16 protein-coding genes and 5 riboswitches are annotated in these 14,740 nt (G+C 58.4%); of the genes, 5 read left to right on the forward strand and 11 right to left on the reverse strand.

The window, feature by feature from the left end:
• Nucleotides 1–57 precede the first annotated feature (57 nt).
• Entirely contained in the window at nt 58–597 is a 540-nt protein-coding gene (ppa, locus tag KHC23_RS22735) for an inorganic diphosphatase (protein ID WP_213375993.1), read from the forward strand.
• A 113-nt stretch (nt 598–710) separates the two neighbouring features.
• On the opposite strand, the gene KHC23_RS22740 is transcribed toward ppa, so the two are convergent.
• Together KHC23_RS22740 and KHC23_RS22745 are read right to left on the reverse strand one after the other, a co-directional pair.
• Nucleotides 711–1,061 (reverse strand): hypothetical protein, encoded by a 351-nt coding sequence (locus KHC23_RS22740; protein WP_213375994.1) that lies wholly within the window; start codon nt 1,059–1,061, stop codon nt 711–713.
• A 66-nt stretch (nt 1,062–1,127) separates the two neighbouring features.
• Nucleotides 1,128–1,763 carry a DedA family protein gene (locus KHC23_RS22745; protein WP_213375995.1) on the reverse strand — a complete coding sequence of 212 codons (636 nt, stop codon included), beginning with the start codon at nt 1,761–1,763 and terminating at the stop codon, nt 1,128–1,130.
• A 253-nt stretch (nt 1,764–2,016) separates the two neighbouring features.
• A riboswitch (Fluoride riboswitch) is annotated at nt 2,017–2,077 on the reverse strand.
• 246 nt (nt 2,078–2,323) lie between these two features.
• Between KHC23_RS22745 and KHC23_RS22750 the strand changes: the two genes are divergently transcribed.
• A complete protein-coding gene (locus tag KHC23_RS22750; protein ID WP_213375996.1) occupies nt 2,324–3,346 on the forward strand; it encodes a formamidase in 1,023 nt (340 codons plus the stop codon).
• A gap of 29 nt (nt 3,347–3,375) precedes the next feature.
• Here KHC23_RS22750 and KHC23_RS22755 read toward each other — a convergent pair whose 3' ends face one another.
• Genes KHC23_RS22755 through KHC23_RS22765 form a run of 3 tightly spaced genes read right to left on the reverse strand, consistent with a single transcriptional unit; the run spans nt 3,376 to nt 6,543 of the window.
• The gene (locus KHC23_RS22755) at nt 3,376–4,245 is read right to left on the reverse strand and encodes a universal stress protein (protein ID WP_213375997.1); all 870 of its coding nucleotides are present in this window, start codon (nt 4,243–4,245) and stop codon (nt 3,376–3,378) included.
• Nucleotides 4,246–4,297: 52 nt separating this feature from the next.
• Complete coding sequence (gene ilvD, locus KHC23_RS22760) at nt 4,298–6,127, reverse strand: dihydroxy-acid dehydratase (protein WP_213375998.1); 1,830 nt, start codon at nt 6,125–6,127, stop codon at nt 4,298–4,300.
• Between the two features lie 32 nt (nt 6,128–6,159).
• Nucleotides 6,160–6,543 carry a hypothetical protein gene (locus tag KHC23_RS22765; RefSeq protein ID WP_246544887.1) on the reverse strand — a complete coding sequence of 128 codons (384 nt, stop codon included), beginning with the start codon at nt 6,541–6,543 and terminating at the stop codon, nt 6,160–6,162.
• Nucleotides 6,544–6,625: 82 nt separating this feature from the next.
• Nucleotides 6,626–6,688: riboswitch (Fluoride riboswitch) on the reverse strand.
• A gap of 107 nt (nt 6,689–6,795) precedes the next feature.
• A riboswitch (Fluoride riboswitch) is annotated at nt 6,796–6,857 on the forward strand.
• A 257-nt stretch (nt 6,858–7,114) separates the two neighbouring features.
• Between KHC23_RS22765 and KHC23_RS22770 the strand changes: the two genes are divergently transcribed.
• From KHC23_RS22770 to KHC23_RS22780, 3 genes are all read left to right on the forward strand, one after another.
• The gene (locus tag KHC23_RS22770) at nt 7,115–7,477 is read left to right on the forward strand and encodes a hypothetical protein (RefSeq protein ID WP_213376000.1); all 363 of its coding nucleotides are present in this window, start codon (nt 7,115–7,117) and stop codon (nt 7,475–7,477) included.
• On the forward strand, nt 7,474–9,240 hold the full coding sequence (locus KHC23_RS22775; RefSeq protein ID WP_213376001.1) for a dynamin family protein: 1,767 nt from the start codon (nt 7,474–7,476) through the stop codon (nt 9,238–9,240). Before KHC23_RS22770 ends, KHC23_RS22775 begins: the two co-directional genes overlap by 4 nt.
• Before the next feature lie 127 nt (nt 9,241–9,367).
• The gene (locus KHC23_RS22780; RefSeq protein ID WP_213376002.1) at nt 9,368–9,634 is read left to right on the forward strand and encodes a hypothetical protein; all 267 of its coding nucleotides are present in this window, start codon (nt 9,368–9,370) and stop codon (nt 9,632–9,634) included.
• Between the two features lie 170 nt (nt 9,635–9,804).
• Nucleotides 9,805–9,867, forward strand: a riboswitch (Fluoride riboswitch).
• Between the two features lie 320 nt (nt 9,868–10,187).
• On the opposite strand, the gene KHC23_RS22785 is transcribed toward KHC23_RS22780, so the two are convergent.
• The 6 genes from KHC23_RS22785 to KHC23_RS22810 all read right to left on the reverse strand — a co-directional run bounded on the left by KHC23_RS22785 (nt 10,188) and on the right by KHC23_RS22810 (nt 14,719).
• A complete protein-coding gene (locus tag KHC23_RS22785) occupies nt 10,188–10,466 on the reverse strand; it encodes a hypothetical protein (RefSeq protein WP_213376003.1) in 279 nt (92 codons plus the stop codon).
• A 2-nt stretch (nt 10,467–10,468) separates the two neighbouring features.
• Nucleotides 10,469–10,855, reverse strand: coding sequence for a DUF190 domain-containing protein (locus tag KHC23_RS22790; protein WP_213376004.1), 387 nt, complete (start codon nt 10,853–10,855; stop codon nt 10,469–10,471).
• Nucleotides 10,856–10,895: 40 nt separating this feature from the next.
• Nucleotides 10,896–13,046: a phosphopyruvate hydratase gene (gene eno, locus KHC23_RS24945; protein ID WP_213376005.1), complete on the reverse strand. Its 2,151-nt coding sequence runs from the start codon at nt 13,044–13,046 to the stop codon at nt 10,896–10,898.
• 133 nt (nt 13,047–13,179) lie between these two features.
• A riboswitch (Fluoride riboswitch) is annotated at nt 13,180–13,239 on the reverse strand.
• 65 nt (nt 13,240–13,304) lie between these two features.
• A complete protein-coding gene (locus tag KHC23_RS22800) occupies nt 13,305–13,961 on the reverse strand; it encodes a hypothetical protein (RefSeq protein WP_213376006.1) in 657 nt (218 codons plus the stop codon).
• A gap of 26 nt (nt 13,962–13,987) precedes the next feature.
• A complete protein-coding gene (locus KHC23_RS22805; protein ID WP_213376007.1) occupies nt 13,988–14,332 on the reverse strand; it encodes a DUF190 domain-containing protein in 345 nt (114 codons plus the stop codon).
• Between the two features lie 12 nt (nt 14,333–14,344).
• The gene (locus KHC23_RS22810) at nt 14,345–14,719 is read right to left on the reverse strand and encodes a fluoride efflux transporter FluC (RefSeq protein WP_213376008.1); all 375 of its coding nucleotides are present in this window, start codon (nt 14,717–14,719) and stop codon (nt 14,345–14,347) included.
• Nucleotides 14,720–14,740 lie beyond the last annotated feature (21 nt).

The raw sequence follows: 14,740 nt of genomic DNA on the forward strand, positions 1-14,740 counted from the left end.
CGACTCTGCAGCTGCGACCTTCGCAACTGCTTCGCTCGCTTGGCTCAGGAGAAAATCATGAATCTTGATGCACTCACTGTCGGCGCCAGCGCTCCCGACGAGGTTAACGTCGTGATCGAGGTGCCAATTGGAGGCGAGCCGATCAAATACGAGTTTGACAAGGCTTCGGGTGCGCTTGTCGTCGATCGCTTCCTTTATACGCCGATGCGCTATCCCGGTAATTATGGTTTCATTCCGAAGACGCTCTCGGAAGATGGTGATCCGTGTGACGCCCTGGTTGCCAACAGCCGGGCTTTGATCCCCGGCGCTGTCATCGCCGTCCGGCCGATCGGTGTTCTCGTTATGCAAGACGAGGCGGGGCCCGATGAGAAAATAATCGCGGTTCCAATCAGACGTTTGACAAGACGCTACGACGATGTCGTCGAATCGACAGACCTTCCCGACATCACTCTTCGGCAAATCGAACATTTCTTCGAGCACTATAAGGACCTTGAAGCCTCGAAATGGGTCAAGATCGTGCGCTGGGGCAACGCCGCTGAAGCCAAGGAGTTTATTCGGGCCGCTCATGACCGCTATCGGCAAAAACATGGAGTTTAGTCGGCGCTTGGCCGGCGCTCGCACGATGGCGACAGATCGCTGTTTCCTCGAGTGAACCGTCGACAGGACTATGCTCGCGTTGGATGACGCTTGCACGCCGTCAGGTAAACGAATCAAGCCGGACGCGCCGTGCGATCGAGTCGGCCGCGCATTCGCCGGTCGCGGCCGAGGGGAGTGATGCGATAACCGACATACGGCACGTGTTCCAAATATCCTTCATGAATGAAGTTGCCTGGAACGCGCGCGTTGGCCTTGATGTTGCGCAACTTTTGCATCCAGTTCTCCTCTCCCTCTCTCATCACCGATTCTGCCATGTCGAAATCCGACAACCGTACATGGATCGGAATTTCCCGTCGCAGCCGCCGAAAGCTAGCGACCCCGTTCGGCTGGAAGGCTGCTATCACAAGCACACCAAACGCGACGTCCGCCTCGCTGACACGGTCTATTCGTGGTTTTCGTGCCATGCTTCTCCTTGCTGATAGTCCCGCCCCTCGCACGCCGCTGGGCCTCCGTTCTTCACTCGATGCGGGCTAGGGGCCGAGGCACGCCCGCTCGGCGACATCTTCCAAAGCGCGCTCGTAGCGTTTGAAGTAAATAGCTGCGCCAACAATCAGGGCGCCCGCTCCAAACAGCAGCACCAGGCCGAATGGCCCAGCGATACGCTCGATCCGTTCGCCAAAGAAATATGCCCCACCGCCAACGAGACAGGCCCAACAGAGGCCACCAAGAGCGTTCATCATTAAAAAGTGGGGCCAGCTCATTTGGTTTGCCCCGGCAAGCACCGCTGCGAATGTGCGAAGAAACGCGACAAATCTTCCCAGAAACACGATCTTTCCGCCGTGTTTCAGAAAGAGATACTGGCCGACCTTGAGTCGTCGCTCGTCCAAGCGAAGATATTTTCCGTACCTGTGTAGGGATGCCCGGCCCGCGGACCGCCCGAGCACGTAGCCAATATTGTCGCCGACAATCGCTGCAGCAGTGGCTGTTGCTATAAGCGGAACGAGTTCGATTCTACGTGTCGAGCCCGCGTAGATGCCCGCGATAATAAGGATAGTCTCTCCTGGCATCGGCACACCCATGCTCTCCAGCATGATGACGCAAAAGACCGCGTAAAGTCCGTAGGACTGGAACGCGTTCTGAAGCCAAGGGGCAGACAGCAATGCCATGGGTGTCATCCCGATCGCCGTCCGAGGCGATCAAACGAGGGGACCACGACGATGGTGGCACCTGCGGCCAAACTGCCTCTTGCGCTGAAGGGTCTAACAACGGCCGGCCCAAACGGACCGCGTCTCGAGAGGAATGCAGCCGCGTTGACGCCACGGTGCTGACCGCGGGCCCACTTGTCCCGAGGCGTCGATTCGGTCCGACCTGTTGCGTTTTCCGGAGGGAAAAATGTCTGTGAGGGCATAAACAACTCCTGCTGAAGCAGGAGTCATTGGCCTCACGGCGATTAACGGTGAACCCCTCCACCTTGATGCAGTAAAGATAGCAACTTTTCGGGGCGACTCAAGCATTACCGGCCGCGATACCGCATTGCACGCTGCTCCTACTTTCAGGCAACGGCCAAACGCGGCATTTATCATTCCCCAATTCTACTTGCGAAAGCACGGCAGCTTCGGATTGCGAGAAGATAGGGACTCATTTCTCCTACGTCGAACACCGTATTCAACTTCCTCACGCCCCAGCTTAGCGCTTTTCCATCGAAATCATGTTCGGAGACTCTGAGATGGCAAGCACCGGCAGCGTAAGCGCTTGGGATGAAGCTCTTCTTGTGGCGATGATTCAGTACCCGGTCCCGGTGATCAGCGGGCCGGAGGATATCCAGACGCAGGTCCGTCAAATCTGTCGCGCCGTCGATAGCACCAAGGCTGGTTATCCCGACCTCGACCTGATTGTGTTTCCGGAATACTCAACGCAGGGGCTGAATACGGCAATCTGGACCTATGATGAGATGCTTTTAACAATCGAGTCGCCCGAGATCGCCGCATTCAAGGAGGCGTGCAAGCGCAATAAGGTTTGGGGTGTCTTTTCGCTCATGGAGCGGAACGACGATCCGAAGTTGCCCCCGTTCAATACCGCCATCATTATCAACGCGTCCGGCGAGATTGCTCTCCACTATCGAAAGCTCCAGCCCTGGGTTCCTATCGAGCCATGGTCGCCCGGTAATTACGGGATGCCCGTGTGCGACGGACCGAAGGGCGCTAAACTCGCTGTCTGCATTTGCCATGATGGCATGTTTCCCGAGCTGGCGCGGGAAGCCGCATACAAAGGCGCGAACGTCTATATTCGCATTTCGGGATATTCGACCCAAGTCAACGACCAGTGGATTTGGACGAACCGCACGAACGCCTGGCAGAATCTCATGTACACCATTTCCGTGAACCTCGCGGGGTATGACAATGTGTTCTACTATTTTGGCGAAGGCACGGTGTGCAACTACGACGGAAACGTCATCCAGCAGGGCCACCGAAATCCGTGGGAGATTGTCACCGCCGAGCTCTTCCCAAGACTCGTCGATAAGGCTCGGGAAAATTGGTCGCTCGAGAACAATATATTCAACCTTGGGTGTCGCGCCTATGTCGGAAAGCCTGGCGGCGAAAAGGCGAATTATCTGACATGGGTGCGCGACCTGGCCGAAGGAAAGTACGTTTTGCCTTGGGACAAGAACATCCGCGTTCGTGACGGCTGGAAGTATTATCCGGACGGCGTGAAACTCGGCCCGATGCCGCGGCAGCAGGCAGCCGAGTGACCTCGCGACGGCACGCGAACAAGCAATCTTCAGTGGCTTGTGAGCACGGGAATCGTGACGGCGTGGAGAAGCTCGGTCGACACGCCGCCGAACCACACTTCCCTTAGCCGTGAACGGCTGAACGCGCCCATGACAAGAAGATTGGCGTTCAGTTCGTTCACACGATCGAGGATAATACGGGCCGGCCACGCATCGGCGACCGGAATAGCTTCTGGCCGTGCCTCCACGCCATGCCGACGCAGGTGTTCGGCAAGTGCGTTAACCGAGTGCTGCTGCGCGCCTTGGCCGTCATTATGCTCGTCGACGAATAAAAGAGTGACCTCTTCTGCGCATTTGAGAAAGGGGAGTGCATCATGGACTGCGCGAGCCGACTCGGCGCTGGCGTTCCATGCGATAAGGATTCGGTGTCCGATCTGCCGATCATGCGGTCGTCTTCGGGCAAATTTGTGAGGCATGACGAGAACAGGACGGCCTGCTCTTGCGACGATATCGTCAGCTTCGTTCGTAATTCTGCCGTCGACTAGAATTGGAGCGCCGACGACCACCAGGTCCATACACCGAATATGTGCCAAGAGCTCGTCAGAGCGCAGCCGTGTGATCCAACGCCCGGCGGAATGGGCTTCATGCAGAAGCGTTTCGATGGGCGACCGCGAGCTGTGGCGTCCGTTCGTCGGGGCTGCATCGTGGAAGCCGCAGATTTCGACCCCGGCATAGGGTTCGTCATCCGTTTCGTCGATCCACGCGAGTGGCGGGAGGCTGTCGCGGGAACCCTGCTCGAACACCGTGAGGCACGCACCATGATGATGCGACAACCGCAAGGCAACGGCCGCCTGGATCGTGTCGGCCAAATGATCGGCGCCATCGATGATGACCGCCACGTCCTTAAGGGAATCACCCATACCGCGTCCTTTTCCGTTGCGTTGCCTGTCGCCGACTCGGTGCGCGCCGCTGTTAGATGCGACGAACTGCGCCTTTCGAAGCGCTGGTGGTCATCGATGCGTAGGCGCGCAAGGCGCCGGAAACAGCTCGTTTGCGAGGGGCGGCGGGTTGCCATCCGACCAATTGCTGTTGCTCGCGCCGTCTCTGCATCTCGTCCGCGTCGACGATGAGCTGGATTTTGCGGTTCGGAATGTCGAACTCGATGATATCGCCATCTCGCACCAAGGCGATTGCCCCGCCTTCAGCCGCCTCCGGCGAGACGTGACAGATCGATAGACCTGACGAGCCGCCAGAGAAGCGTCCGTCGGTAATCAACGCACAGACTTTGCCGAGCCCTTTCGATTTCAGGTAGCTCGTCGGATAGAGCATCTCCTGCATGCCTGGACCGCCGCGAGGACCTTCGTAGCGAATGACGACAACGTCGCCGGGTACAACCTTGCCGCCGAGAATACCGGCAACAGCTGCGTCCTGACTGTCGAAGACACGGGCCCGGCCAGCAAACCGCAAGAGCGATTCGTCAACACCGGCAGTTTTCACGATGCACCCTTCTTCGGCGAGGTTTCCGAACAGGACGGCAAGACCACCGTCCTGCGAAAAGGCATGCGCCTTGTCTCTAATGACGCCAGCCTCGCGGTCGAGATCGAGGGACTCAAATCGGCGATCCTGGCTGAAGGCAACCTGCGTTGGAATACCGCCGGGCGCCGCTCGGTAGAAGTTATGGGTGGTCTCGCTGTTTGTGCGCTTGACGTCCCATCGTTCGAGAGCTTCGCCCATCGTCGAACTGTGCACGGTCGGGAGGTTTTGGTCGATCAAGCCGGCGCGGGCGAGTTCACCAAGAATGGCCATGATCCCCCCGGCGCGATGGACGTCCTCCATGTGAACATCCGATTTGGACGGGGCGACCTTGCAAAGGCATGGGACTCGGCGGGATAATCGGTCGATATCTTCCATCGAGAAGGGTACGTCGGCTTCATGGGCGGCAGCGAGAAGATGCAAGACCGTGTTAGTCGACCCGCCCATGGCGATATCGAGCGTCATCGCATTTTCAAACGCACCGAAGCTGGCAATCTTGCGTGGTAGCGCATTCTCGTCGTCCTGCTCATAATACCGCCGGGCCAGATCAACGATGAGGTGTCCGGCCTCTACGAATAATCGCTTGCGCTCGGCATGAGTGGCGAGAGTCGATCCATTCCCGGGCAGGGATAACCCCAATGCCTCAGTGAGGCAGTTCATTGAATTCGCGGTGAACATCCCCGAGCACGATCCACAGGTCGGGCAGGCCGAGCGCTCGATTGTCTTCACATCATCGTCCGAGACAGTGTCGTCGGCAGCAGCCACCATTGCATCGACAAGGTCGAGCGCCTTGGTCTTTCCGGCCAGAGTCACTTTCCCAGCTTCCATCGGCCCCCCGGATACGAACACGGACGGAATATTGAGCCGCAAAGAGGCCATCAGCATGCCGGGGGTGATCTTGTCGCAATTCGAGATGCAGACCATGGCGTCGGCGCAATGGGCGTTGACCATGTACTCGACACTGTCGGCGATCAATTCTCGGGATGGCAGTGAATAAAGCATCCCATCGTGGCCCATCGCGATGCCGTCATCGATCGCGATGGTATTGAACTCTTTTGCGACGCCGCCGGCCTTCTCAATCTCGCGGGCGACCATCTGACCGAGATCCTTCAGATGCACATGGCCAGGCACGAATTGGGTGAAGGAGTTCACGACCGCGATGATCGGTTTTCCGAAGTCGGCGTCTGTCATACCGGTTGCTCGCCAAAGCCCTCGAGCGCCGGCCATGTTACGGCCATGGGTTGTCGTACGGGATCGATAGGGAGGCATTCGTCTTGACCCTTTCGTGCTGAGGCGTCGCCTCACGGGAGAGAAAGTACAGGGCGACAGGAGAGGTAGCCGCCCAGCAGAGCGGACCACGTCAGAGCCGGTAAGAGGAGGAGATAGGCGATCGCTAGCTTGACCTGGCGGCGTCGGTAGATACGCGCCGCCTGTGGCACGAACCACGGATGCGAGATGAACCCCGCAATGAAGCCAACAGCGGCGCCATGCACAATCTCAGAGGGGAACGCAGCACGGCGTTCGAGCTCGCTAATGGCAATGCCGGTGACGACTGCAATGACCACATAGAGGATAAGCGTGAGGGCCGGAGGGGCCACGCCGGCTAAGCTGCTTAGCCCTGACGCAAAGGTCCAGGTCCAGCCCCGGCCGATCAACAGCCCCAGCACCACGACGACAAATTCCATGACCTTGCCTCTCTTAGCGGGGCCAAGGCCAGGCGGCTGGATTGTTGTTGAAACGATCCCACCATCGCCGAGCTCGCGCCCTTCAACAGTAGGAGCCATCAGCCAGTCACGGCGGTTATCGGAGAGCTCCATCTCCGTATTGCCCTTGATACTGCGCCAGACGGGCACCGTCAAACCGGAAATGGTTCACGGAACTCTGTGGCTGTGATTCGGCGGTATGATCCATTGCGTCAAAAGGGAGAGGCTGCTAAATGGAAATGAGGGAATGGAGTCTCCCTTTTAACCGCCCCGTGGCTGATGACTCCTGCCGTGCGAGACATCGCGGTGGGAGGATTGCGCAACCCGCCGTTTTGGCGGGTTTTTTGTTGCCCGGGCGAGTGCAATCCGCCCCATAGGGTCCAAGAAGCCGCCACCGCGATTGAGGGAGGAGGCGCAAGAAACCGGGCCCCAGACTGGCCCGCCGCACGACCCTTTCCCCCACGGGTCGCGCGGCGGGTTCTTTCCGTCCCATGCGCGGCGGGACGACATCTGGCGCGTAACGAAAAGTGAGGAAACCGCGCTGGAGTGAGACGTGAGAAGCTTTGCCCACCCATCCTTTTTCCGGTTGATCTACGCGCTGCTCGGCGAAGCCCATACGGACATGCGCAAAACCAAATGGTCGCACCGCGGCGCGAATTGGGTCCGCGAACGCCACACGTTCAATGGCACCGCATCAGGCTTCGCGATAGATCAATATCTGATCAGCAAACCGAATCCGAACGGTTGGACCCTGCTGGTGGTCAAGGAAATGTGGTGGGACCATAACGACAAATCCATCCGTTCCACCCAATGGGCAAAGCCGCTTTCCGGAAGCAAGGCGAAAACCTGGGAATGGCTTCGCGCCGAAGAACGCCGGATCAACGGTCAGCCCTTGATGTCGAAAGCGGCTGAATGATCAGCTCAGAATTCCATGGCATTGCGGACATCGCGGCGGCGATCGAAGAGGCCATCGATCGGCCGAGTTCGGGGCAGCGACGACTGCTTGATCGTCTGAGCGAGCAGGCCATACGCCTGACAGAGACCACGTTCCAGCTCGCTGTGCTCGGACAATTCAAGCGCGGCAAAAGCACGCTTCTTAATGCGTTTATTGGGTATCCCTTGCTGAGTGCCGGCGTGGTCCCGCTGACCGCGGTCCCGACTTTTCTGTCGGCCAGTCCAACAACGTACGTGCGCGTCAAATATCTGGGGGGTCACACTGAGGCCCAGGAATTCGCGAACTTCGAAGAGCTGGCTGCGGCGATTACCGGTGTCACCACCGAGGATCACAATCCTCACAACGTGAAAGGCCTGGAGCGCGTCGATGTAGGCGTGCCGTCCAACCAATGGCTGGGCGACATCACTCTCATCGACACGCCGGGTATTGGCTCCACGCATGCGCACAATACCGACGCCGCGCATGCCGTTCTACCCCAATGCGATGCAGCGCTTTTCGTGTTGTCGGTCGACCCGCCGATCACGGAAGTCGAGGTCGAATATCTCGCCACAATCTGTCGGACGGTCTCTCGGATCATCGTGGTGTTGAACAAGGTCGATCTCGTCGAGCGTCGCGACCAAGACAAGGCGCTTGCATTTCTCTCGTCGGTTCTTTCCCGGCAGCCGGAGCCGCAACTCGATCACCGGATTTTTCCGGTATCGGCCCGGCAGGCCCTCGCGGCGCGTCAATCTGGCGACCGGGATGGACTGCAGGAAAGTGGCTTGATCGCGCTCGAAGAATACATCCGCTCAAGTCTCCTCGACAACAAGCGCCGACACCTGGAGATCTCCATTGCAAAGAAAAGCTTGGATATTGTCGAGGCTTTGGTCGCCGATGCTGCACTGACCGAGCGGGCGCTGACGTTGCCGCTCGCGGAGTTGGACGCAAAAGTCACCGTCTTCGAGAAGGCCGCGTCCGATTTTGCGCAAGAGCGGGACAGCCTTCACGACCTCTTGTCGGGTGAGTGGCGCCGCGCCTTGGATAAGCTTGGCGCCTTGTGCCAGGCGGCGGAAAGCCGTGCGCGCTCTCAGCTAGACCGCGCGGTCTCGGACGTCACGACTTTCTCCGGTCCCGAGTCCGACCAGGCGGTCATTCAGTCCGTGATGTCTGTCGTTTTCGACAAAGAATTCGAAACGATCGCAAACGCCGTCGACAACGACCTCACCGCTGCTGTCGCCGTCCATCAGCAGCGTTATTACGCCTTGGCTTCTCGTGTGCGAGAAACGGCCGCCGCGCTAATGGACGTTCCGGTTTCGACCATTGCACCGGACGATTGGTTTCAAATCGTCAGAGAACCGTATTGGGTCAGTCAGGCTCGGGTTGAAAGTCTGGGATCGATAACGATCGACGGGCTTGCTCACCTACTTCCTGCGAGATTGCGACGGAAGCGACAGAAGAGGAAGCTGATCGAGGCTGTGCGGGCTGCCGTGACTCGAAACATTTCGGACCTGCACTGGACAATGCAACAAAACATCGACGACTCTTTTCGTCGATTGTTATTTTCGTCGAGAGACGCGATTGACGCTAGTGTCGCCGCGACGCGCGATGTCCTCGTGATGGCGCAGGACCGCCGGTGCAGCGATGATGTCTCGCTGCACGATGAGATCGAACGTGTCAGGGCGAGCATAGGGCGCCTTAAGATTCTTCGCGACCAACTCGGTCTGCACCTCCAGAGGGGCTGGTGATGGATCGTCATCGAAACGATGGCAGCTGCTCTTCGGTTGGGTCATGCTTCCGAGACATGGGCTTCCGTTTTCGCTTCGCCTCACTTCCCGCGAGGATCGTCCAGGATGTTGTGTCGAAGGAGCCTCAATGACACTGGCGATCCAAGGAAGTTTCGAAGCCTATATTTGGGCGGCGCGATGGCAGATCGCACTCGGTGGCCTGCAATCCGGAGGACCTCCCTTCAATGCGCCGGCGGCCGCGGACGATTGGATTCCGCGGTTACAATATGCGGCGAGCCTTATGGCAAGCGCGGTCAGTTGGGTGGCGTGGGGGCTGGGAGTTTGGATCGCAATGCACATAAGCATCGCCGCCGGCATTCTCTTTTCCGGGTTTAGTTTGCAGTCAACGTCCTGACACTGATTGAACTGTGGCAATTCGCTCGACATGTTCTGACGGTGCAGATTATCGGTTTCCTTTTGATGCCCGTTTTTGCGTTGGAGACGCTGAGCTCTGTGGGCCTGCTCGCGCCTTAACAGAATGCTGCGTTGCAAGATTGCCCATTTGATATGCTGTGATAGCTTAACGACACCGACGGAGATGGGGTTCCTCCGTAAACCGCCCTTGGGGCTGATGACTCCTACTTGGCACGCACGGTGCGGTAGGATTCATGCCTTCAAACGTCACACCTCCGAATCCGCCATTGCCACGGGGCCGCTTGCTTCGGCGAGCGTACTCCGCGATTAGAACGCGCGGGTACGCTGGCCTCAGCTCGATCGCCCGGACTTCGAAAGATCCGACATTGCCGCTCCTGGTGCTAGGCGCCATCGGGGCAGCGTTCGTGGCCGCCCTTGTTTTCAACGCCCCTCCGGAGATCGTGTTCGGCATTTTGTTCATTGGAGGCCTGACGGCCTTTCTCGAGACCAAAATGCATAACGACAACCGCGATCGATAGGCGTTCGAATGGCAATCACTCCCACGGGCCTCTCTCCGCCCATCGGCGCCGAAGCGCAACCTCAATTGAGGCGGCAATAAACGCGGCGGCTTGCCAGATACAGACGACGATCACGACGCTGACCATCGCGATGTACATGCCGATACGGCTTGCCTCGTCCGCCTTTGCGCTGTCAGCCAGATACGCCGTTAGACAAAGAAGACCGATAACGAGAACGATGGAGACGATTGAAGCGGCATTCGCCCAACGCTTGTGCTCTCTGAGGGCGGTTATGAACGCGCTTTCTCCGGGCATCGCTAATCTCCGATCGTAGGAGGCCGGCCCGCAGCGTGGCTGGGAGACGACCCCGCCGTCTCAGCGCGATCGAGACGGAACATCTGAACGTCCGCCAACGTGACCACGCAGTCTTCGAATGAAGCAAGTTGCGGAAGGAATTCTTGTATTTTCTCGTCTGAGTCGATGATCTCGATGACGACAGGCAGATCGTACGAAAGACGCAGTATTTTTTCGGTGTGAAGAACGCCTGACCGTCCGAACCCAAGTGGCCCCCTGAGCACTGTTGCACCCGCAAGGTGCGCGTCTTGCGCCTTGCGCACGATTTCCTCGAACAACGGCTGTTCGTCGCCGCGAGCGGTTTCATCGGTGAAAATTCTGAGCAATGTTGCTTGTACTGGTTGCTTCACTTGAGCTTTCCCTGTGCTTGAATGGCGGTACCCACACTCCTTAGTGCATCAAGAACACCGGCAATCGCGTCCGCCTCAACACCTCGTGCGTTACCCCGCCGAATACCCATTCGAAGATTTGACCGAATCGAAACGCGCCCATGACAATGGCGTCGGCGCCGACAGCCTCTGCTTCGGTGAGCAGACGCACGCCGATATGTTGGCCGGGATCTGTTCGAACATGCCTGACGTCCGCAGACTTGCCGTGATCCTTCAAGATGCCCAGCACTTCCGCGCAGTCTTGCGAGGCTTCGGGCTCGTCGACGGTGACGACCGTGATGTGCTTTGCTGCGCGTAGCCACGGAATGGTCCGCATGATCGCCTTGCGCGCTTGCGTCCTTGGTTTCCATGCGATGACGATGTGTTCGCCGAGGCTTGGCGGCAAAGATCCCTCAGTGGGGACAAACAGAACAGGACGTCCTGTATTGAAGATTGCTGCATGCAAGGCGTCGGCGGAATCGAGGTTATGCGGCTGTGCGACCGCGATGAGGGCAGCGTCCTCGACTTCGGCGATCAGCGAAGACGTCACATTGCCGACATGTTCCAGCCATTTCACTCGCGCGCCAGAGAACGCCAACCATCCTTCGAACACGTAGCGAGCCTGCCGCAGGCGCTCCTGCGCAGTGCCTTCTTGCATTTCACGCATCTTTTGCAGATCGATCTCCTCTGCGGCCGCGATGAGTTTCGCCGGGTCTACGCAGATGTGAAGCGCTGACAGCGAGAGCGCTCCGCCCAGTTCCGCAGCCCGTTGCGCGACCGTAAGACAGCGGCGTGCGGTGGACGCTTCCTCGATGACAGCAACAACGTCGTGCCCCGGCGCGGTAGACGACGCCGCCGTGCGAGCAACGTCTTTTGATTGAGAATAGACGGGGGCAAATGGGGAGAGGTAGAAGCTCTGTCCTGCGACTTCGCGCTCTATCTCAAGGAGACGATTGTATTTCGCCAAGCGTTCGCCGCGGCAGGGCGCGCCCGCCTTGATCTGCCCACCGTTCATTGCAACCGCAAAATCCGCGATGAACGGATCGTCGGTCTCGCCGGAACGGTGTGAGATGACGTAATTCCATCCCGCCGCGCGGCACGCCGAAATCGCTGCGATCGTCTCGGTGACGGTGCCGATCTGATTGAGCTTGATCAAGACAGCATTGGTGGTCTTTTCGGCAACACCACGGTCGATGAGCTTGGGATTGGTCACATAAAGATCGTCACCGACGATCTGGATTGACCGCCCGAGTTCGGCGGTCTGGGCTTGAAACGCGGGCCAATCATGTTCACCGAAGCCGTCCTCAATGGAAACGATCGGAAACCGCTTGATCCAGTCCTTGTAGATCGCCTGAAGGCCGCCGCTGTCTATCGGCCCGACGCCTGACTTCCTCAGATCGTAGGTATCATTTCGCCAGAACGAGGAAGCCGCCGGATCAAGCGCCAGAGCGATCTGCTCTCCTGGAATAAAGCCGGCACGCTCGATGGCTTCGACAATCAGCGAGCAGGCGGCGTCGTTGCCTGCCAAATTCGGTGCAAAGCCACCTTCATCACCGACGCCAACGCTTAGGCCTTTCTCGTTGAGAAGGGTGCGCAGCGCGTGATAGGTCTGCGAACCCCAACGCATTGCCTCACGAAACGATGGCGCACCATGCGGGACGATCATGAACTCCTGAAAGTCCAGGGAGTTTGCCGCATGAGCGCCACCATTGATAACGTTCATCATCGGAACCGGAAGGCGATAGCTCGCTGGGTTCGCGCTCGTTGAGCTGGCGAGGTAGGCATAGAGCGGGCGACCAGATGCCTGCGCGCCAGCGCGAGCCACCGCCATTGATGTGCCGACAATCGCGTTAGCGCCGAGCCGAGACTTCGTCTCCGTACCGTCGGCCTCGATCAGCAGACGGTCGATATCAGCCTGATTGGTCGGATCGTGACCACGAATGACGCGACCGATCTCTTCCAAATTCGCAATCGCCTTGAGCACGCCACGGCCGCCATAGCGTTTGGGATCCCCGTCGCGCAGTTCGTGGGCTTCGCCTTCACCGGTCGAAGCACCGGAGGGCACAGACGCAAGCGCGGCGATGCCGCTTTGCAACCGTACTTCGACGCGTAACGTGGGATAGCCACGCGAGTCGAGTATCTCGTCTCCGAGTATCGCGACAATCCTGTTCATGAAGGCCTCCGTCCCATTCGTTCGACATCGAAGCCGCCGAATGCGGAAGCCGTTGCGCAGGGTTGCTGCGGGTAGGGCCTGCCGTGGGAAGAAGGGGGGACAAGGGAGTCACGACTTTCCTACCACGACCATTCGCGCGGTAGGAGTCATCAGCCTCTCGGCGGTTTCGGGGGACTCCATCCCCATCGAGCACAAGATATCCTCGCTGTAAGCCCTAGGCAAGCGAACAACGATCGAAAACACTTTGAACAGCACCCCTTACGATTGGTGCGCTTGCCGCGCGCCGCGTCCGCGGCGGATCGAGGGTAACACCTGGGTCCGTCCGACGATCATCTCCGCCAGGGCTGTGACATTGAGTGGGAGATACGATCGAGCAGGAACCTCGGAGCGCGCAAATGTCGTCACCGCTTCGAACGGCGACATGGCCTTTGGCGGGCCAAATTCGATCATTTGCCCGGCCGAATAGCGAATGTTGAGGTCCAGAAAGAGGCCATCGATGGCAACGTGGTTTCGGCCATGTTCGGCGACGCGCGCGACCGGATAAGTCTTGGTTTTGGTGTCGAAATAAGCTTGGCGATAGATCGGCCGAAGATCATCCCGGAACTCGCGAAGACCTGCGACCACTGTGTCAGGAAGCGTCCCGTAAACACGCAACAAAAGGGCTACGGTCAGCTCCATCAATTCCTCGAAATCATAGGTTACGTGGCGATGACCTTCGGACTGTCCCTTGCCTTTTTCGAACGGAATTCCAAGTTTGCGCAGTGATTTTATATAATAGTTGAATGTCGATGTGCTCACGCCATGGTGAAGCCCGAGTTCGGTCATCAACCAAATCGTCTGGCCATGCGTCAGCGCAATGCGGGGAATATCATCGGTTTCCACGCTGACCGGCACTCTCGATGCGGGCTTGCGCATTTCGGTTCTCGCTCAGCGACGCTGGCTTAGCTTCGCTTCAACGGCAGTGCCGTCGTGCCGTATCGCTTCGCGGGCCAGGACACGATGTGACCACCTGGAACAATATCATCCAGCAGAGCGATCGCAGCCTCCGCGACCTTCGGTTCATCGAAGAACTCGATGACCAATGGAAGATCGACATTAAGGCGCAAGATGTCGTCTGCTCGGACCTCGCCATTCGCGCCGAAGCCAGCAATGCCGCGGAACACCGTGACGCCTTGTACGGCGTGCCGGTCCTGCAGAAGCGTGAGGATCTCTTGCATCAACGTTTTGCGTTTGCCGTGGTCGGCTTCGCTCAAGTAAATGCGCACCATCAGGATGTCGTTGGTCATTGGGTCCTCCCGTTATAAATTTCTGGCGATGTAGGCTCCTCCGAATGCAGCGATGAAGCCAAGACCCACCGAGAGAACCATGTAGAGCGCGGCTTTCAGGGCCTCGCCGCCCTCGGCAAGCAGGAGCGTTTCCATTTCGAAAGTCGAAAACGTTGTGTAGCCACCGATAAACCCGGTGAGAATCCCGGTGCGTAGCGACGGCGCAAGGGTCAGCCGTTCAAGGGTCTCGACGAATAGAAACCCCATGATGAAGCTTCCCATGATGTTGATGCTCATCGTGGCGTAGGGAAAGTCGCGCCCATAGACAGCCTGGACAAGGTTTGTTTGTGCGAACCGCGCCCAGCAACCAAGGACGCCGAAGAACGCTATTGATCCGTAAGTCCACATCGTACCGTCTCGTCTCCGTTG

The organism is Ancylobacter dichloromethanicus (assembly GCF_018390645.1).
Taxonomy (GTDB): Bacteria; Pseudomonadota; Alphaproteobacteria; order Rhizobiales; family Xanthobacteraceae; genus Ancylobacter; species Ancylobacter dichloromethanicus.